This window comes from Parabacteroides caeci (genome assembly GCF_023656795.1).
GTDB lineage: Bacteria > Bacteroidota > Bacteroidia > Bacteroidales > Tannerellaceae > Parabacteroides > Parabacteroides segnis.
In genome coordinates, this window is record NZ_JAMOKT010000052.1 from 18,559 (window position 1) to 38,510 (window position 19,952).

At 40.3% G+C, this 19,952-nt stretch carries 16 protein-coding genes; 5 read left to right on the forward strand and 11 right to left on the reverse strand.

Going from position 1 to position 19,952, the window contains the following annotated elements; genetic code table 11:
- Nucleotides 1–11: 11 nt before the first annotated feature.
- The 3 genes from NBH15_RS21585 to feoB form a co-directional block, all read right to left on the reverse strand.
- Nucleotides 12–716, reverse strand: coding sequence for a DapH/DapD/GlmU-related protein (locus tag NBH15_RS21585; protein ID WP_128133700.1), 705 nt, complete (start codon nt 714–716; stop codon nt 12–14).
- Between the two features lie 10 nt (nt 717–726).
- Nucleotides 727–2,073 carry a lipopolysaccharide biosynthesis protein gene (locus NBH15_RS21590; protein WP_128133701.1) on the reverse strand — a complete coding sequence of 449 codons (1,347 nt, stop codon included), beginning with the start codon at nt 2,071–2,073 and terminating at the stop codon, nt 727–729.
- A gap of 515 nt (nt 2,074–2,588) precedes the next feature.
- Nucleotides 2,589–5,072, reverse strand: a complete 2,484-nt coding sequence (feoB, locus tag NBH15_RS21595; RefSeq protein ID WP_250823519.1) for a ferrous iron transport protein B — start codon at nt 5,070–5,072, stop codon at nt 2,589–2,591.
- A 104-nt stretch (nt 5,073–5,176) separates the two neighbouring features.
- Here feoB and NBH15_RS21600 point away from each other — a divergent pair, with 104 nt between their 5' ends.
- Both NBH15_RS21600 and NBH15_RS21605 read left to right on the forward strand, forming a co-directional pair.
- Nucleotides 5,177–5,572 carry a 2-amino-4-hydroxy-6-hydroxymethyldihydropteridine diphosphokinase gene (locus NBH15_RS21600; RefSeq protein WP_250823520.1) on the forward strand — a complete coding sequence of 132 codons (396 nt, stop codon included), beginning with the start codon at nt 5,177–5,179 and terminating at the stop codon, nt 5,570–5,572.
- Nucleotides 5,573–5,597: 25 nt separating this feature from the next.
- Nucleotides 5,598–6,995, forward strand: a complete 1,398-nt coding sequence (locus NBH15_RS21605) for a glycosyltransferase family protein (protein WP_250823521.1) — start codon at nt 5,598–5,600, stop codon at nt 6,993–6,995.
- Nucleotides 6,996–6,999: 4 nt separating this feature from the next.
- Here NBH15_RS21605 and NBH15_RS21610 read toward each other — a convergent pair whose 3' ends face one another.
- Genes NBH15_RS21610 through NBH15_RS21645 form a run of 8 tightly spaced genes read right to left on the reverse strand, consistent with a single transcriptional unit; the run spans nt 7,000 to nt 15,545 of the window.
- On the reverse strand, nt 7,000–8,133 hold the full coding sequence (locus NBH15_RS21610; RefSeq protein ID WP_128133706.1) for a glycosyltransferase: 1,134 nt from the start codon (nt 8,131–8,133) through the stop codon (nt 7,000–7,002).
- On the reverse strand, nt 8,126–9,373 hold the full coding sequence (locus tag NBH15_RS21615) for a glycosyltransferase (RefSeq protein ID WP_128133707.1): 1,248 nt from the start codon (nt 9,371–9,373) through the stop codon (nt 8,126–8,128). The genes NBH15_RS21610 and NBH15_RS21615 overlap by 8 nt, the downstream gene beginning before the upstream one ends.
- Nucleotides 9,370–10,455, reverse strand: coding sequence for a non-hydrolyzing UDP-N-acetylglucosamine 2-epimerase (gene wecB / locus NBH15_RS21620; RefSeq protein WP_250823522.1), 1,086 nt, complete (start codon nt 10,453–10,455; stop codon nt 9,370–9,372). Before wecB ends, NBH15_RS21615 begins: the two co-directional genes overlap by 4 nt.
- Entirely contained in the window at nt 10,452–11,753 is a 1,302-nt protein-coding gene (gene vimE / locus NBH15_RS21625; protein WP_128133709.1) for a UDP-2,3-diacetamido-2,3-dideoxy-alpha-D-glucuronate deacetylase VimE, read from the reverse strand. Before vimE ends, wecB begins: the two co-directional genes overlap by 4 nt.
- Nucleotides 11,750–12,787 (reverse strand): GNAT family N-acetyltransferase, encoded by a 1,038-nt coding sequence (locus NBH15_RS21630; RefSeq protein ID WP_250823523.1) that lies wholly within the window; start codon nt 12,785–12,787, stop codon nt 11,750–11,752. Before NBH15_RS21630 ends, vimE begins: the two co-directional genes overlap by 4 nt.
- A 54-nt stretch (nt 12,788–12,841) precedes the next feature.
- A complete protein-coding gene (gene recA / locus NBH15_RS21635) occupies nt 12,842–13,885 on the reverse strand; it encodes a recombinase RecA (RefSeq protein ID WP_284706486.1) in 1,044 nt (347 codons plus the stop codon).
- A 6-nt stretch (nt 13,886–13,891) separates the two neighbouring features.
- Nucleotides 13,892–14,350, reverse strand: a complete 459-nt coding sequence (gene bcp, locus NBH15_RS21640) for a thioredoxin-dependent thiol peroxidase (RefSeq protein WP_250823524.1) — start codon at nt 14,348–14,350, stop codon at nt 13,892–13,894.
- A 1-nt stretch (nt 14,351) separates the two neighbouring features.
- Nucleotides 14,352–15,545, reverse strand: coding sequence for a saccharopine dehydrogenase family protein (locus NBH15_RS21645; RefSeq protein WP_007658575.1), 1,194 nt, complete (start codon nt 15,543–15,545; stop codon nt 14,352–14,354).
- A gap of 543 nt (nt 15,546–16,088) precedes the next feature.
- On the opposite strand from NBH15_RS21645, the gene NBH15_RS21650 reads away from it, so the two are divergent.
- The 3 genes from NBH15_RS21650 (at nt 16,089) to NBH15_RS21660 (ending at nt 19,948) form a co-directional block, all read left to right on the forward strand.
- On the forward strand, nt 16,089–17,429 hold the full coding sequence (locus NBH15_RS21650; protein WP_250823525.1) for a hypothetical protein: 1,341 nt from the start codon (nt 16,089–16,091) through the stop codon (nt 17,427–17,429).
- An 85-nt stretch (nt 17,430–17,514) separates the two neighbouring features.
- The gene (locus tag NBH15_RS21655; RefSeq protein ID WP_046147523.1) at nt 17,515–19,152 is read left to right on the forward strand and encodes an OmpP1/FadL family transporter; all 1,638 of its coding nucleotides are present in this window, start codon (nt 17,515–17,517) and stop codon (nt 19,150–19,152) included.
- 202 nt (nt 19,153–19,354) lie between these two features.
- Nucleotides 19,355–19,948 carry an RNA polymerase sigma factor gene (locus NBH15_RS21660; protein ID WP_007658568.1) on the forward strand — a complete coding sequence of 198 codons (594 nt, stop codon included), beginning with the start codon at nt 19,355–19,357 and terminating at the stop codon, nt 19,946–19,948.
- The last annotated feature ends 4 nt before the right edge of the window (nt 19,949–19,952 follow it).

The following is a 19,952-nucleotide window of genomic DNA, read 5'->3' on the forward strand; positions in this document are numbered from 1 at the left end:
GAGATGTTAGTTTAATTGATTTTTTTGAGAAACTTTTGATATCGTATTTCATCTTCTGCTGTCATCGTTTTGCCAATAGAATGCATCCCTATGTAATACTGATTAAAAAGTTGTGTTAAGAAGTTTTTGTCAAAGCGTTCCGCTTTTGGATAAAGTCGTTTTTCATGTTCCATGATTTCTTCCATGGAAAATTTAGAAGCGATGATTTTATAAGGAGTTCCAACTACGACTGCATAAGGTGGAACATCTTTTGTTATGACACTTGAAGCTCCAATTATGGCACCACGTCCTATAGTAACTCCCGATAAAAGAGTAACATTAGCTCCAATCCAAACATCTTCTTCAACAATAACATCTTTTTCCATGTCATTTATTCTTGATAGAGGTAATAAATAATGAGGGATACCTACTGTTGGTGTATGGTTTCCTGTTATAACAGTTAATCCGGGAGCTGCGCCGGAATACTTTTTCATGATAAACTTACCCGTATATGTAATAATCTTTGCGTTGGATTGAATACGAGTTTGTTCGTACATATATACATTTTGAGCATTGGCAATATGTGCAGGAAGCATGATATGTGATTCTTTACCTCTGAATCCAAAATTTTCTAAATTCAGAGGTGATATGTAGTTGAATCGTAATTGATTCCAAATGGTTTTTAAACGGATGATAAATGGTAATTTATTTTTAATATGTTTCTTTAATCTGTTCATATTAATAGGATTATTTATTCCAAATACCATGAGCTTTGTGTTTTAAGATCTTATTGATCTGCGTTGTGAAAATGACAGAATAGATAAGATTAATACAAGTCATTGATAATATAACGCCGATAGTACCCATTTTATTGCCTAAAAATAAGGCTAATGGTATGTGAAAAATCAAACCGATTAATACAACATAGGTTTGAAGTTTAATAGCACCAACACCATTAATCATATATACCTGTAATGAATCCCATGAATTTACAGCCAAAAAAATACCGAGACATAGCGTTATTTCAAATGGGATTTCTATTTTATCTCCGACCCAGAAATAGTAGAGGTATGGAGATAAAGCGATAAGGATTATTATGCCGAGTAATACTATCGAATAAACCAAGCACATTTTTTTATATATCCGGTTCATCCAAGTATAGTCTTTTAAAGCGTATGCATCGGTAAAAGCCGGCCAAAGAGGAGTTAGGATGATATTGTAAATCATAGTAGATATCCCTAAGTATTTGTAGGCAATGTTGTATTGACTGACGGCTTCCGGACCAGAAATATGCGAAATGATGATATTGGTTGATTGGTATAGGACGATAACCTGTATTTGTATAATGAAGAATTTGATACCGAGGTTGAATAGGTCTTTTATTTGTTTTAAATCTATATATTTATAGGACGGGGATATTTCTTTGAAAGAGCTTGTGTATAAAATACGTGAGAAAATTATTAAAACAACAATAGGAGATAAGGATATAGCAAAGGCCAAACCGATCAAGGAAGGCGGGGTTGTACGAGTTAAGATGAATATCAGCAATAATGATAACAGTTGCCCTAACATGGCAAATAAGGATGCCATAGCAGTCTTCTGATAGGCTGATACAACTGTATTCAACACATTGAAGAACATTTGTATAGTCATGAAGATTACTAATAAGTATAACACAATCTGGATGTCTTTATTGTAGATAGTTGGGACATTCAGTAATTCAGGCCAATTGATGAATGGGATCAACAGCATTACTACAATAGATACAGGAATGAATATCGCGAGCATCATAAAGTAGGTGGTTGACACCAGACTTTTCCCACGCGCATAATCGTGAGTTGTCAGTGCCTCTGTTAATCTGTTCTTTAACCCTAACGTTAAGCCTATGTCAAAAAAATTGATCCATACCACGATGGAGGATAGTGTTAACCATATTCCATACAACTCTTTGTTTACATAATCCAAAGTAAGCGGTACCAAAAGCAGTGAGCTAAGTATGCTTATTCCTTTTATAAAAATTGAGGCTGCAATATTTTTTTTCAGAAGGGAAGTCCGCTTGCTCCCACCCAGTATATTATGAAAGTGAAAATTCATTGTATAAGATTAATTTTCTTTATTACTTTTACCGGATTTCCGGTAGTGATACTATCTCATAGAATCTGTTTTATTTTAATCGTAATTCCTGATTCTGTAAATTTGATATTATCATTTTGAAGTTGTTAAACCAGAATATGAATTAATTGACAAATATACGAAATGTGTTTTAATATGGAGTAAATTAGTTTGATTTATCGTAAAAGAGGATGGATATATTATATGAGAACGACACAAACAACTTGTTCGGTTCTGGGTTTGACTAAAATATACAAGATTTTTTATATCGCACAAATGATAAATCTGAAAAGAATGAAATCAAGTAACTGCGAGTGTTATGTGACAGTAAAATTACTTCATCTTTTTTCTTTTAACGAGCATCCACAGCAACCAGCACAAGGGGTGTCCTTCTTGGACGGATGAATTATGAATCGATATATTTTCCGTCCAAGATACAGTATAATGATAATACCTATTAATATGATTGCTATTTCCTGCCACATAACCAATAGTCTTTAATTTAATAAATTAATAAACAAACTCCCCGTCTGATAAACCACAAACGAGACGATCCATGCTAAAACGCATGTATACACAATTACAAATATTCCCCATTTCCATGATCCCGATTCATTGACGATGGCCGAGATTGTTGCGATACATGGGAAATAAATGAGAACAAACAGCATCAGGCTCAAAGCGATAAGAGGTGTAAAGACCGGATTGCCTTCTTCATCCAAATCCTGTTTTATACGTTCGGATAAAACCTGGCTATCCTCTTCATCTCCGGTGTACAGGACACTTAACGTACTGACTACGACTTCTTTTGCTGCCATACCGGTCAATAAGCTGACACTCATTTTCCAATCGAATCCTAATGGGTGAAGAACAGGCTGGATTGTTTGTCCTATCGTTCCGATATAAGAGTTCTTTTGGTGCTCCATATTCTTTAACCGTTCCAACTCCGCAATTGTTTCCGTTTTTTCCTTGGAATCCAGTTCGGCATTTTCCACTTCTGCAATTTGCTTGTCGAATGCATCTCCCATCTCACTGTGGCGGGGGAAGTATCCCAGGAACCAGATAATAATAGAAGCGACTAAAATGACACCTCCCATTTTGTGGAGATACTGCTTCGCTTTTTCCCACATATGGATCATAATCGATTTTGCAGTAGGCATTCGATAGGGGGGAAGTTCCATCACAAAAGGTACGTCTTCTTCTTTAAAAAGGAAACGTTTGAACAGCCGTGCCATAACAACAGCCAGAAGAATACCGCAAACATATAATGACAGGAGAATGAAACTTGCGTTATTAGGGAAAAATGCACCAGCAAGTAACACATATACCGGTAAACGGGCACTGCAACTCATTAGCGGATTAACCAACATGGTGATCATACGGCTATTGCGGCTTTCAATCGTACGGGAGGCCATAATAGCCGGCACATTACAACCGAATCCCATTACCAAAGGAATGAAAGATTTACCATGGAGTCCCATTTTGTGCATGATCTTATCCATAATGAAAGCAGCACGTGCCATATAACCCGAATCTTCCATGAATGAAATAAACAGGTACAGTATCAGGATGTTTGGAAGAAAAACGATGACACCGCCGACACCGCCGATGATACCATCGACCAGCAAGTCTTTTAACGGACCTTCACTCATGTTTCCCCGTACAAAATTACCGATCCAGCCAACCAGATTTTCGATCCACTCCATAGGATAGGCTCCCAAACGGAATGTCGCCTCGAACATGATCCACATAAAGAGAATAAATATGGGGAATCCCAATACTTTATGTGTAACGAATAAGTCTATGATCTGAGTGCTGGTCGCTTCTTTTATTTTATTTTGCTCATAAGTTTCCCGTAGCGCACCGGAGATAAACCCGTAGCGGGCATTGGTAAACGCCGTTTCGCTGTCTTCAAGCAATAACTCTTCTATCTGTGTAACATTCTGGTCACGTTCTTCTATGATTGTTTCGGAACCGGGTAATGTCTGGATAAAACGTTCTATTTCAGGGTCTCCTTCCAATAGCTTGATGGAGAGATAACGTTTGGAAAGGCTTTTTGCTACATTTCCGTTTTGTTTTATGACATGCCGTACATTTGTAATACCTTTTTCCTGTACTTCTCCATAATTTATATGGATATGACGGATAACAGGATCTTCTTCTTCATATACTTTTATGACCCGTTTGAAAAGGTCTTCAATACCGAAACCGGTTCTGCTGATTGTCGGAACAATCGGGGTACCGATCATCCGGGATAACGATTCGTAATCGAATTTATTTCCAGACCGTTCTAATTCGTCATACATATTCAAGGCGATGACAGACCGGACGTCCATATCGATGAGCTGACAGGTCAGATAAAGATTTCTTTCCAGGTTTGATGCATCCAGGACATTGATCACAACGTCCGGTTGTTCTTCGCTGAGATGCCTGCGGACATAAAGTTCTTCCGGAGTATAGGCCGATAAGGAATAAGTTCCGGGTAAATCTACGATCCGGAATGTGTAGCCATCTTGTTGGAAGGTTCCCTCTTTGGCATCAACTGTGACTCCGCTGTAGTTTCCTACGTGTTCGTGGGCTCCGGATGCAAAATTGAATAAAGAAGTCTTTCCACAGTTGGGATTTCCAACCAAGGCAACGTTTATTGTTTTTCCTTTATGTATTGCAAGTGCCTGTAAATCTTCTGTTGAAGGTAGTATATAAGAGTCGGCGGAACGTTCTTCACTTTGTTGTGACATTTGTGCCTTTGCGTATTCGGCTGCGCTGATTACTTCAATCATTGCTGCATCATTCCGTCGCAAAGAAACGTCATAACCCATTACACGATAGTGGATAGGATCTTTCAGTGGAGCATTTTGTATAACGTCCACCTCTTTTCCCCTGATAAATCCCATTTCAATGATGCGTTTGCGGAATGCTCCGCGTCCCATCACCTTGACTATAACGCCTTTTTCACCTGTGTGAAGCTCTGATAATCTCATTTTCTTAAATTCTCGCACAAAGGTATGGTGAAATGCTTACATGATCAATACCAACTAATAGGTATTTTTTCCTAGTTTTGCATTGAATAAATAAAATAAGCGATATGCTGAATAAAATTATATTGAGCTTAGGTTCAAATCAAGATCAGGAAAAGAATATGGCGGAGGCGGTGCGTATATTGCGAAACCAGTTTGTTTCTATAGCTTTTTCAAATTCTGTATATACGGAGCCGATCGGATTAACGGGGTCTGCTCCTTTTTTGAATCGGGTGGCCGTAGCTTATACATCAGAACAGCCGGATGAAATAAAGCATTTGTTGAAATGTATAGAGTACAAACTGCAACGTATGCCTGACGATAAAAATTTCGGAATTGTTCCAATTGATATTGATCTGCTTCAATGGAATGAGTTGATTTTAAAACCGGACGATTTAAGAAGAGATTATATAATAGAAGGAATCAGAGCTTTAGAAAATGAAGAATTTAAACAAATGAAATAGTGTAAATCCGATATAATAAATTATTATGATAAAATATGTAGTGCTGATTTTGTTTCTGGTGTTGAAATTCTTTACGTTAGAGAACTGTTTTTTCTGGGATAACACTGCCGGGTATTCTATGCCGGCAAGTTATTTATTAGAAAATGGGTTTCTGTCTTTTGTCTATCCGGCCCAATATGTTGCAGAACCCCCTTTGGCTCATCTGTATCTGGCTCTTCTTTGGTCTTTATTCGGAAAAAGTTTGTTGGTAGCTCATTTATCTATAACTGTATTTTCATTGGGAGTGATCTGGCAAGTTTATCGCTTGTGTGAAAGGCTGGAGACGAAATATACACCTTATATATTTTTGTTGGTTTTATTGGAACCGGCACTTTCCACCCAGATGATTTTAATTTCTCCGGATGTCATCCTGTGTTTTTTTGCTTTGTTGAGTATCAATTTGATTTTGGATAACCGGCGGATTTGGTTGGCTGTATCTGCCATGTGCCTGGGATTGGTAAGTATTAGAGGACTGGTTGTTTGTTCAGGATTGGGGTTGGGATATTTGCTGATAGAAAATGTTATTCATAAGAAATCTTTCAAAAATTCGTTCTTACATGTTTTCCCTGTATTTATACCGGCTCTTTTGGCGATAGGCGGATGGTTTATATACCGGAAGGTGGAAACCGGATATTTTCTGTATCAACCCGGTTTTGGATATGAGGATCATCGGCAGTTTGCGACATTTGGGCAAATAGTTAAGAATATAGCAAGTTTGGCTGTAAGGATGTTGGATTCAGGGAGAATTGTTGTCTGGGTTTTGCTATTTGCTTCAATCATTAAAATGGGGATAAAAAATTTCTTTCTTTATCTTTCCAAATCTCCGTTATCTCTCATTTATTTGAGTGTCTTATTTACTATGATGTTAGTTACAATTCCAGTAACAAACCCCTTTGGAGACCGATATTTTCTGGTTTTGTACATATTACTGGCATTAATCACTGCTCAGCTTTTATTTAAAGTATATGAAACAAGGTCTGTGCGAATTTTATTGGTAGGGATGATTTGTATACTGGTCAGCGGAAACTTTTGGGTTTATTCGGAGAAGATGTCAAAAGCTTGGGACAGTGTGTTATGTCATCTGCCTTATTATTCATTGCGCCAAGAGATGATCGATTATTTGGAGAATGAACATATAGAGATTAATTCTGTAACAGCAGCATTTCCAATGGATGCCTTGTTTGCAAATATGGATATAACTGATGATAACCGGCGTTTTTCTTCTGCTGAGTTAGAAAATAGTCGTTATGTTTTATATTCGAATCTCTTCAATTGGGATGACGAACACATTGAAACAATTTACTCCCAATGGAAACTTCAGAAAGAACTGAAAAGTGGATTAATTTTTCTGCGTTTATACGTCCCCAAAGAAAAGGGAGAATAGTTTTTTATTCTCCCTGATTATAAATCAGTTTGTAAAGACGCTCTCCCTGTTGCCTGTTTGAGTAGGTAGGGAATAGTAATTCTTTTCTTTTTTCAATTAATTCGGGAGTCATTGGTTGCTCCATCAACCGTTTGCATGTTTCTATCATTTCTTCCGGAGTGTTAGCGATATAACATAAAGCTTCCAAACCACTGCCAGTGATCATTTCCTGGTTTACAATCGTGTATCTTCCGCCAAAAAGACTGTTTAGTAATTTGAGTTTTAGTCCGGTATCCTGAAAAGTGATCAACATGTGTATCTGCGCTTCGTGAGTGAGATAGTCCATACGTTCGTTGGAAGGATTGGCTTCGATTTTGATGTTGGGATAAGGAGCCGCAGCCGCAAACAACGTTGCCGGTGGATTCATACCTGCAATGATACAAGGATATTTTAATTTGCAGAAGACATTTTTGATCAGATATAACGCAGCCAGTGTATTTTCTGTAACGGATAGTTTCCCATGATATAAGACAAAATCAGACGATCCGCTCTTTACAGATATCTCATCATTGACATGGAAACTGGGCATGTATTCAATTTTCTTTTTGGGAAAGACTTTCCGGAGATAGTTTGTATCAGTGATAGAAACGACCAACATCAGATCGGCATGTTTTAATATCTCCTGATACCGTTCAAACCTCCAAGCTTCAACCAGAAAGAAATGTTTTTTGATCAGGTTTGTTTCTGCCTTAGCCAAGTGACGGTAATAATCGTGCTCGATATTACTTTCCCTGTATATTTTCATTCGTCCCTGTAGTTGAGGATGATTAATATAGTAGCAGGTATGCAATCCGTCGAATAAGATTGGATAATCGTTTTCGAGCAAATTCTTAAGTAATTCCGGGTCTTTACGGCTGAAAACATTGTATGGTAACAGAGTTATATTAGTCAATAGTCCGGTTTTCCGTTTGTAATAATATACTTTTTCACATAGAGACTCCAGTTCTTTGGAATGAGGGCGTTCATATTCAAAACAATGTAGAATAATTTTTACGCCGCATTTGTGTAAGGCCTGCATTTTGTAATACACATCAATAACCCCGCCATAATTAGCAGGCCAAGGGATATTGAAAGACACTATATTGATATATTTATCCATTGATTTCAACCTTTTCGAAGATTTGTATAAATTGTTTTGCTTGTTCTTTCCGTGAAAAACGGACTAACTTGCTTTTCTTTATGGAAGACGATGTATATCCTTTTTCTTTCCATTCCTGATAATACGATTTAAGAAAGTCACATACCTCATTCACATTCGTTGCGGCAAGGCCGGCATTCGTATCATTGATTGCTTCAGCCAGATAGCTTTCGTCACTCCGAACACAAAGTACTGGTTTTTCTACAGCCAGCGATTCAAAAAACTTTGTCGTCATAACACCTTTGGGACCGGAGTTTGCCGCACGGTTAGTCAATAACAACAGTACGGAACTACTGTTCAGTATGGAAGGTATTTCTGACGCCGGAACATATCCTTTGAAATCCATAAAAGGGAGAATCTGGTATTTTTCAGCTTCTTCCGTAATGATTTTACGGGACGTTTCATCGACATACCAGTAGACACGGCATTTGTCGGGTGTCAATATATTACGGGCAGACAAAATACTTAATGCTTCAAAGAGCAGTCCCGGATCACGCATAGCTGTACTAAGTAACCGCCCTGTATATGTTATAATGAACTTCTCCGTTTTTTTTTGTTCCGGATAAAATAGTTCTGGGTCGAACCCATTGTAAATCAATTCTACATTAGTGTTATACTGTTTCAATATATCTACATGCCAAGGAGAGATTGTTGTTACATAATCTGCTTTTTTTAATACCCGGTTTCTATCCCGTAGGCTTTTCCGTTTAAAGACAGATATGAATAATCTGTTTAATCCCAAGAGAGAGGGGAGAGAATGTGCAATAAACTCATCTCCTGTATATTGTTCAATGATGTCCCGTAAGTCAACGACCAGCGGTAGTTTATATTTAGTTGCAACTTTTAGTGCAGCCGGTAAGGGAAATGTCCGGAAACTACTACATAAAACTAAATCGATTTTATTGTTTTTGACCAGCTTCCGGGCTTCTTTGTACATTCGGATATCCTTATATCCGAAGCAAAGATCCAGTAAAAGTATACTGATCCATTGTAGTTTCCTGGTAAAAGGACTTTTGGCTGTATAATAATTAATGTATTCGGCCTCACATTGACTGGCAAGGAATGTAAATGTATTTTCTTCTACCATTTCAGTCAGAACGACAGGCTCCCATCCGTAATTTCTGAGATATTTGCATAAATATCCCATACGCGGTCCGAAAGCCGGCGGAAAGAGATCGCAAATAATCAGTACTTTTTTCATAGCAAATCAATAATATTTTTTGATGCGTTTCCAATTCCGTATTCTTGTATCTCTTTTTGTTCCGGTTGGTTTTCCAGGCAATGCAGGATACTTTCTTTTTCAGAACCGGCTATTTGGTTCCAACCTGCTTCAACAGTTTCGACCCATTCCGTTTCATCCCGTAGTGTAATACAAGGGGTATGATGAAAATATGCTTCTTTCTGTACGCCACCTGAATCCGTCAAAATGGTTGCCGCATGTTTTTCCAGCATAACCATATCGAGGAAGCTTACCGGCGGAATGATATGTATTCCTTCCCGGTTTTCAAGTGATTGTATCATCCCATATTTTTCCAGACAATTTCGAGTGCGGGGATGAAGTGGCAAAACGGTCGGAAAAGAAGAAGTTGATATTTCTTTTATAGCACTGATAATTCCCATTATCCGTTCCCGGTTATCTGTATTCTCTGCCCTGTGAACTGTACAAAGCCTGAATTGCCTACTGTTGAGATTCAATTGATGCATGATTTGGGAAGAACTGTCTGCCAGTTTACCAAAAATCAATGCGGCATCATACATTACATCCCCGACATGATGGACTCCCTGTTGTATTCCTTCATTTGCCAGATGTTTGATGGCGGCGAAAGTCGGACAACATAGTAAGGTCGCTATATGATCGGTCAGGATACGGTTGATCTCTTCCGGCATTTGTTTGTTAAAGCTGCGAAGGCCGGCTTCAACATGAACTACCGGTATATGTAGTTTGGATGCGGCTAGTGCTCCAGCCAGTGTCGAGTTGGTATCACCGTAGACCAATACGTAATCAGGCCGGGTGTCGAGTAATATTTTTTCAATTTCAATCAGCATACGGCCGGTCATCTCTCCATGTGTTCCGTTTCCACATTGCAGTTGCCAGACGGGTTGAGGGATACTCATACTGTTGAAAAAGATATCGCTCATATTTGCATCATAATGCTGTCCCGTATGAAGAAGTAGTTCTTCAATCAGTCTCTCATTATTTTTGTTGTATTCCAGAATCGCCCGGCTTACCATGGCCGCCTTTACAAATTGAGGCCTGGCTCCGACAATAGTAACAATTTTCATTTTTTTGCAAGTTCGTTTAATAAATGGCTGTAAAGTTTGCGTAAATAACTGTCTGTATTTTCCTGTGCACTGGTATTATGCCATAAGAGAGTCAATTCCCCGCCTGTATTTTTTACCTGTTCGATAAGATTCAGGCTATATGCTAATGCCTCCTCATAATTTAATCCCATATATTTTTTTTCTTCCAAAGTGCAATCCATAATTGTCAGCGGATGCAATAAGATAGAGGATAAGCGACGGGTGACCGGATTGATCCAGTGTACCGGATAACTAGTCCCTAACCTGAATCCGGCAACATCTGCATAACCCATGGTGAAGTCATCTGTTATGCCGGCCGCCTCCAGGTGTGTCATATCTTCCGGTTCACGGCTGGCAAGGAAATGATGGCGGTTAAAGCGTATACTTCTCTCTACATTCTTTTCCAGCCATGTTTTTTCTTTTTTGATGAGGGTAGGAGCTATACCTGCCTGGTAGCTGCTGTGCAGGCCGATTGTCATATCATTGGATAATGCAGACTGTATCAGTTGAGATATATCTGTATTGCGTAGGCTATAATGGGGCTTATCCTGTTTGCATTTGCCTCCACTGCGAACAAAAAGGATTGCCCGGCAGATATCTTTGCCCGTTTGTTCCCGTAACAAGTTATTTTGTTCGAATATCCAGGGAAATGTATAATACGGATCGTTTTCTACTGGTCCGCATTTTCCTTGGATAGACTGGATGATCCCCCTTTTATCCCGGATGGAACGGATAACCCCTTTCCATGTCCGGTAAAGAGTAGGAGAGTCCAAATCGTGTGTCAGATAGATATGTTGTATCTCTTTTGGAATTTCCGGTATGCGGAGTCCATATTGCCGTAACCATTTACGCAAAAGTATACGGTATTCATCAACGATCGGACGATGGAGAAATCCTGCCCGGTAAGGTAAAGAATTCTTTCCCGGAAAACGTCCGTGCTCATCCCTTACATTTCGTTGGATGATTTCCTCATAGCGAGTGATGAGAAAGTAGGTACTGGCAATAATATCCGCATGAATAACCAACGTGTCGCCTATCTGTTCTACAAGGGGAGAACCGAATAGCAAGGGAGTTCCTTCTATTTCTTGAAGCGGTAATTCCGGAAGCGAAGATGCCGTTCCATATATATGATTGGTGAAAAAACCGGATGGAATGATCACAATACTGTAACGGTCATAATGTTTGCTATTGTTCGTATATCCGATGGCAGCCACAATCTCTTCGGAAATATCTTCCCCAAGAAGGAAACGTATTATATAATGTATAGCGTGATTATTCATATCCGTTCTTTTATCTTTAACCAAGCTCTATATAATAAACTGAGATTTCCTCTGGTTATTGTGAAGTAAGGCGTTTGAATTGCTCCGAATTCACGGAAAAAACGTTCTACTCCCGGAATCATAGAACCTTCAAAGTCGAATATTGGTGTGTATTGGGAAACGTGGCGGATACATTCCCAAAGAAGTAAGCTATGCGCCCCTGATGCCCTTAATGCCGGGTCGCCGCCTCCGGCCAGATAATAAGCCGAACTTTCCTGCCAGGCAATAAATGCCACTGCATGTAATTTCCCTTTCTCGTCGTAGGCTCCCCATAAGTCGCCTTGGTTACGTTGACGGCAGGCGGTGATCAATTTTATTAATACGTCCTGTCTTTTAGGAGTGGAGAGATGTTGACGTTTAAACGTCATGGATTGTATTTTCAGAAAATCTTCAATAGAAATCCCTTTCCTGATTGTGATGAGAAATTTCTCTTTTGCTTTTGTAATGTTCCGGCGGATATTGGGACTCATGTTCTCCCAAAGTGCACGCTCGTCCCGTATATTGTTCAGCAGGTACGTATAACGGGTTGTCTGTTTGTAACCTTCCCAGTAAAAAGGCAACCAGTCCGTTATCCCATAATTGAAATTTTGGAGGAAATGCGGATAGGATTTTAACGCATCCGTAAACTCTTTGCATATTGCTTGCCGTTTTCCTAAAGTCCTGGTGTATTTGGTATCTTTGGATTCTGGAGCAAACCAGGGGCCCATTGTCTGGGTGTAAGGTGGCATTGATATGACTCCTCGGTGAGGAATATATACCGGTAAAGCTGCTAGTATTTTCCCTTTTTCTTCTGTTAGCAAAACTTCCCATTTGGTTTCGCCACAGGCGGCATCCAGCCACCAATCACGTGAAAAAAGAGGAAAGCTGTTTTCTGTATTGCATAACAGGCGGTATTTGTCTTTGTTTAGTTTATAGTTTACAGTTGACAGTTGACAGTTTTCTGAATTAGAATGTGTTTGTAAATCTGATATGTTATTCTTTTCAGTATGTAGCATATTCTATAATTATATATTAAACTGTCAACCGTCACTTGTCAACTATTACTTGGGTTACCCTTTCAATGCTTCGAATATCAATCCGGATAGCTCTTCTGCCAGTTCGGGGTTATCGCTGATGCATTGTTTGGCAGCATCGCGTCCCTGTCCCAGTTTTGTGTCGTTGTAACTATACCAGGAACCGCTTTTCTTGATAATATTCAGCTCCGCACCCAAGTCTACGATCTCGCCAGCCTTGGAAATACCTTCGCCGAACATGATGTCGAACTCAGCTTTGCGGAAAGGAGGTGCAACCTTGTTCTTTACAACTTTCACACGTACCTGGTTACCTTTCATTTCGTCACCATCTTTCAATGTTCCGATCTTGCGGATATCCAGACGAACTGATGCGTAGAACTTCAATGCGTTACCACCGGTTGTTGTTTCCGGGTTACCGAACATGACACCGATCTTGTCACGCAACTGGTTGATAAAGATACAAGTCGTATTGGTCTTGTTGATCGCTCCGGTCAGCTTACGCAATGCCTGAGACATCAGACGAGCTTGCAAACCCATCTTGCTGTCACCCATATCGCCTTCGATTTCAGCCTTCGGAGTCAATGCTGCCACAGAGTCGATAACGATGATATCTACCGCAGAAGAACGGATCAGCTGTTCGGCGATTTCCAAAGCCTGTTCACCGTTATCCGGTTGAGAGATCCATAAGTTTTCTACATCGACACCCAGTTTTTCCGCATAGAAACGGTCGAAGGCATGTTCTGCATCGATAAATGCAGCAATACCACCGGCTTTCTGTGCTTCGGCAATAGCATGGATTGCCAGCGTTGTCTTACCGGATGATTCCGGACCGTATATCTCGATTACACGTCCTTTCGGGTAACCGCCTACGCCTAAAGCTGCGTTCAGGGCGATGGAACCTGTTGGAATAACTTCGATACTTTCAATGCTTTCGTCGCCCAGTTTCATGATAGAACCCTTTCCGTAGTTCTTCTCAATCTTATCCATTGCGGCGCGCAACGCTTTTAACTTGTCGGCATTAACAGCCGGCTTTCCTTCCGGGGTTTTTCCCGCTTCAAATAAATTGTCTTCTTTTGCCATCCCTTTTTATGAATTAAGGATTTGATTAGCATGGTCTTTTGTTTTCACCTCTTTCGGACCGATTATCTTCTCGATGATACCATCTTCGTTGATAATAAAGGTGGTACGGAGAGTCCCCATGTATGAACGTCCGTACAGTTTCTTTTCTGCCCATACGCCAAAAGCTTGTTGCAGGGCTGTGTCCGTGTCAGCGATCAGGTTGAAAGGCAGTTCCTGTTTGGCGATGAATCCCTGATGGGATTTTGCGCTGTCTTTACTAACCCCGACCACTTCGTAACCGGCTGCCTGTAATTCCTTGTAGCTGTCACGCAGGCTACAGGCTTCTGCCGTGCAACCGCTGGTGTTGTCTTTCGGGTAGAAGTAAAGTGCTAACTTCTTACCTTTAAAATCGCTGAGTCTTATTTCATTTCCGTTCTGATCAAGCCCCAATACGTCGGGTGCTTTGTCTCCTACTTGTAATGCCATATTATAATTCCAAATCTACATTAAACATTTCATGCCAGGGCAGTCCTTGTTCGTTCAACTCTTTCATGAACGGATCGGGATTGAATTCTTCCACATTCCATACACCCGGCTTCTTCCAAACTCCCTGCATAAATAATTTGGCACCGATCATCGCCGGAACGCCGGTGGTATAACTTACACCCTGAGCGCCTGTTTCTTTGTAAGCTGCTTCGTGGCTACAGTTATTATATACATAGTAAGTTTGTTCTTTGCCATCTTTGATACCGCGGATACGGCAACCGATCGATGTTTCTCCCGTGTAATTCTCGCCCAGATCGCCCGGATTAGGCAATACGGCTTTCAGGAACTGGATCGGGACGATTTCCTGTCCGTTGTACATGACCGGATCGATACGTGACATACCGATATTCTGTATCACCCGTAAATGAGTCAGGTATTCCTGTCCGAAAGTCATCCAGAAACGGGCACGCTTGATCGTCGGGAAGTTCTTTGTCAGACTTTCCAGCTCTTCATGGTACATCAGGTATGATTCACGAGGACCTACATTCGGGTAGTTCAACGGCTTATGTACCGATAACGGGTCAGTATCCTTCCATTCTCCGTCTTCATAGTATTTACCACGCTGAGTAATTTCACGGATATTGATTTCCGGGTTAAAGTTCGTAGCGAATGCCTTGTGATGGTCGCCGGCGTTGCAGTCGACGATATCCAGATACTGGATTTCATCGAAATGATGTTTCGCTGCATAAGCTGTATATACTCCCGTTACACCCGGATCGAATCCGCATCCCAGGATAGCCGTCAGACCCGCTTTTTCGAAACGGTCTTTATAGGCCCATTGCCAGCTATATTCATATTTTGCCTCGTCCAGCGGTTCGTAGTTGGCAGTGTCGAGATAGCTGACACCGTAAGCCAGGCAGGCATCCATGATGGAGAGGTCCTGATAAGGTAGAGCCAGGTTGACGACCAACTCGGGCTTAAAGTCATTAAACAATGCAACGAGCTCGTCCACGTTATCCGCATTGACCTGTGCTGTCTTCACCTTTACATTTTTAATGTCGGCAGCAATCTTGTCGCACTTGCTTTTCGTGCGGCTGGCCACCATGATATCGGTAAAAACATCAGCATTCATCGCGATCTTTTTAACAGCAACGGTGCTTACGCCCCCTGCACCAATAACTAATACTCTTCCCATTTACAAATAGAATTAATCTTGTTAATATACAGTTTACAAGGTTTTAAACCAAAGGACAAATATACGATTTATCTTTGAACATATAACAAAAGAGACCAATTCATTTTAATAGTTCCCCGAATGTATTTACGATACTGTTTCATCATAAAGAAACAAGTGTTTCTATATAATGAAACAACTGTTCCATTACTATGAAACAGATTTTACCAAGGATGTGTTTTTATCATTGATTCGGAATTGGTTTTGCAGCGTTTGTGTCTTTTGTTGCATCTACTTAAGTATATAAACCATGTGCTTTTATACAGAATGGTTATTTCTTGTTGTCTGTGATTCCTATTTTGTAGCATTGTTTCAGAATAAGTTGTTTTTTATAGTTAAAGTATATATAAACGCTTGTAACTTATTGGGAACGCGTTATATTTGTAAATAGAATGCGTAGTTTTTATTCTTATTTAAGGATATGATCTTAAACCCGGCAACGGATATGTAGTCTAAACAGTAGAATAAATATATTAATGTAGAGGAGAAACGAATATGAAACCCATGAAATTAACATCTTTAGTGGTGATGCTTCTGGTCGGCTTCAGTGCCGCAGCCCAGGAGGAGTTCTTTGATGATGTGTATTTCTCTTCAAGTAAAGAAAAAAAGAAAGAAAAAACAGAAGAGAAGGTTATACAGCCCAAAAAAGAAAAAGCAACGGAGTCTTCATCTGCAATTGTATTGGCATCGGCTTCGGATTCACATCCGGCGTTTGATAAAGATAGAGATGTGGATGAATATAATCGTCGATATACATCTGTTGACGTTGAGGAACCTTATGATGAGGATCTGGACGAAGCGGACGGTACTTATATCGAAGAGTTACCTGATGATAATCAGAAAGTTACGAAGAAAGCGGAACGCCGTTCGGATAATGAATATACCGAACGTATCGTACGTTATCATTCACCGAGTAAGATCACGATTGCCGGTGCAGACCAAGTCGATCTGTATCTGAGTGACGGATATTACAGTTATGGTTATGATACCGATTACTCGGACGGTAATACCAATGTGAATGTAAATATAAACATGGGTAATAGTTGGGGATACTCTCCGTGGTATTCCGGTTGGTATGATCCCTGGTATTATAGTTACAATCCCTGGTACTCTTCCTGGTATGGTCCCCGTTGGGGATTCGGTTGGGGCTGGGGTGGCTTCTACGCCGGTTGGAGCAGTCCTTGGTACGGTCCGTCATGGAGCTATTACGGCCCGGGTTACTGGGGTGGTTATTATGGCGGATATTATGGAGGTTATTGGGGACACCATCACCACCATTATTATTCCAGTCCGTACAATTACAGATCATCAGGACGTTCGACGTCAAGCCGCTATACAGCAGGAAGAGCATCTTCCAATCGCTACAGTTCCGGTTCAAGCAGGTCGTCGTCTTATAGAAGTTCCAACCGTGCAACATCTTTGAGAAGTGAAAGTAGTCGTACAAGTTCCAACAGAACGAGTTCGGATCGTTATTCGCGTCCTTCCACATCTTCATCTTCAACTAGAGGAGCAGCAAGCAGCATCCGTTCAAGCCGGGGAACAACTTCGAACCGGGTACAGTCGGAAGCAACAGTTCGTACACGTCCTTCCACTCGTAGTAGTTCAAGTGGTATAGGAAGTTCGTCGTCTCGTTCTTCGGGAATACAGTCTTCGCCAACAACCAGAAGCAGTTCTCCGCGTTATAATAGTAGTAGTCCTGCTACAACCAGAAGTCAGAGTACCTATTCTGCACCGTCAAGAAGCAGCAGTAGTAGTCGCAGTTCCGGTTCCTACAGTAGTGGTGGCGGAAGCAGTAGCCGTTCAAGTGGCGGTGGCGGCGGACGTTCATCCGGTGGACGTAGATAAATGAAATGAGATAATATTTAGTATAAGGGCCGGTATTCGTACTTGTGCCCTTATGTATTAATGTATTAGAAAAATAACAGAAACGATGAAAAGAATAACGTGCTTATTTATATCGGCATTTTTTCTAGCCGGTGGTATTGCATATGCACAGGGTGAAATGGATGCGTACAAAATGTCTCAGACTGATTTGAACGGAACTGCCCGTTATTTAGGTATGAGCGGAGCTTTTGGTGCATTAGGTGGTGATATATCGTCTATGTCTACTAATCCGGCAGGGTTGGGGATATATCGTAGTTCGGAAGTGGTGACTACGGTAAGTCTTTCCTCTATTAAAGCGAGCACGGACTGGAACGGCTCGAAGGTTGATAAGAACAAGACAAGATTCAACTTTGATAATATAGCTTATGTCGGTTATTTCCCGACGGGTAATGATGAAGGAATAGTTGGATGGAATATCGGGATTTCTTATAATCGGGTGAAGAGTTTCAACCGTTCTTACAGGATGAATGGATCGCAGCCTTTTTCGGTGGCTGATTATATAGCGGATCTCGCATTCGGGTATTCGGAAAAAGATTTGACTTATTCGAAAAATACGGGTTATGATCCATATAATCCTAATAGTGGGATGCCTTGGTTGCCTGTATTGGGATATAATGCAAATATTATTGATCCGGCTGGGGACGGAGTGTATCGGTCTGCTTTTGGTGGAGTACAAGAATCAGGCGAATGGGCTCCTTACAGTCCACAAAATGTGGATTTGATTGTGAATGAGAAAGGGTCGATCGGCCAATATAATATTTCATTTGCAACTAATATCTCTGATCGTTTCTTTTTGGGAGCTACTGTGGCCATAACTGATATGGATTATAATCTTACTACAAAATATCAGGAAGATTTTACTCAGAAAGATTTATTATGGTTGGATAATGGATTGTCGACTGACGGTACCGGCTATGCTTTTAATATCGGAGCAATAGTACGTCCGGTAGATTTCCTGAGGGTGGGGGTTGCTTATAATTCTCCTACCTGGTATAAATTGACGGATTATTTTCATGGTTCGGCGCAAGCTGTTATAAATGATGTGGAGATGAATGTGCAAAATACTCCGGATTATCAAGCGGGAGATTATCATTTTCGTACTCCTGACCGTTGGATATTCAGTGTCGCAGGTGTAGGTAAAAACTTTCTGATAAGTGCAGACTATGAGTTGACAAATTACAAGAGGATGAATTTAAGTGATTTGGATGGATTTGATTTGTCTGCAACCAATGATATCAAAAAAGATTTTGGAATGTCAGGAACTTTAAAAGTAGGTGCAGAATATAAGGTGACTCCTCAGTTCTCTGTTCGTGCTGGAGCTTTATGGAAGACTTCTCCGATGAAAGATCATTTAAAAGATGGAATTCCTCCGTTAAATGAAAAGGGAGAGTTTTATACTCAGGCAGTAGGTGTTGCTGGTACCATCCCTAATTATACAGTAGATAAAGGAACCAATTCCTATTCTATCGGTTTAGGCTATCGTTTTACTCCTAATTTCTACATGGACCTGGCTTGCGTTTATCGGGTGTATAAAGAAGATGCCTATGCTTTTTCTAGTACTTACCAGGCAGGGGTTAGTAAGCTTGAAGAGTTGCTGGATAAGGGGGTAGTTGTTAAATCCGATCCAGCCTCATTAAAGACAAAAACAACGCAGGTTGCTTTAACTTTGGGGTATAAGTTCTAAAAATATAGTTTGTTACCAAATGTCCCCTGTTTGTACATAAAACGTACAGGCAGGGGACATTTTTGTATAAAAATAACAGAAATATTTGTCTGTTTAAAATACTTTTTGTTCTTTTGTTTTCGAAAACAAAATTGTCTAACATTTAAAACCTCATTGCCTATAGCATAAACATTACTCAAAGAAACTATAAAACATAGAAGTAATGAAGACTTTAAAATCGATGACCGACGAAGAACTGGTCGTCCTTTATGCGCAAGGTGATAATACTGCGTTTGATGTGTTGTTGAACCGTCATAAGAGCAGTATCCATTCCTACATTTACTTTATAGTCCGCAATAAAGAGTTAACAGAAGATATCTTTCAGGAGACTTTTGTTAAGGTGATCATGACTATTAAACAGGGCCGTTATACCGAAAACGGTAAGTTTAAAGCCTGGATTACACGTATTGCACATAATCTGATCATTGATAACTTCCGTCAGGAACGCAGTGAGAATACTGTGTCCAACGATGAGGTAGAAGTGGATCTGTTCAATAATATTAAACTTTGTGACGGAACGATTGAAGATAACATCGTGCGCCACCAGGTTTTGTCGGATGTGAAGAAGTTGGTGAAACATTTACCCGACAGCCAGCGTGAAGTACTGGAAATGCGTTATTATCAGGATCTGAGCTTTAAAGAAATTGCCGATATCACCGGTGTCAGCATTAATACGGCTTTGGGACGTATGCGTTATGCTATCCTGAACATGCGCCGTATGGCAGATGAGAACCGTATTGAGTTGTCTATGGCATAATCAG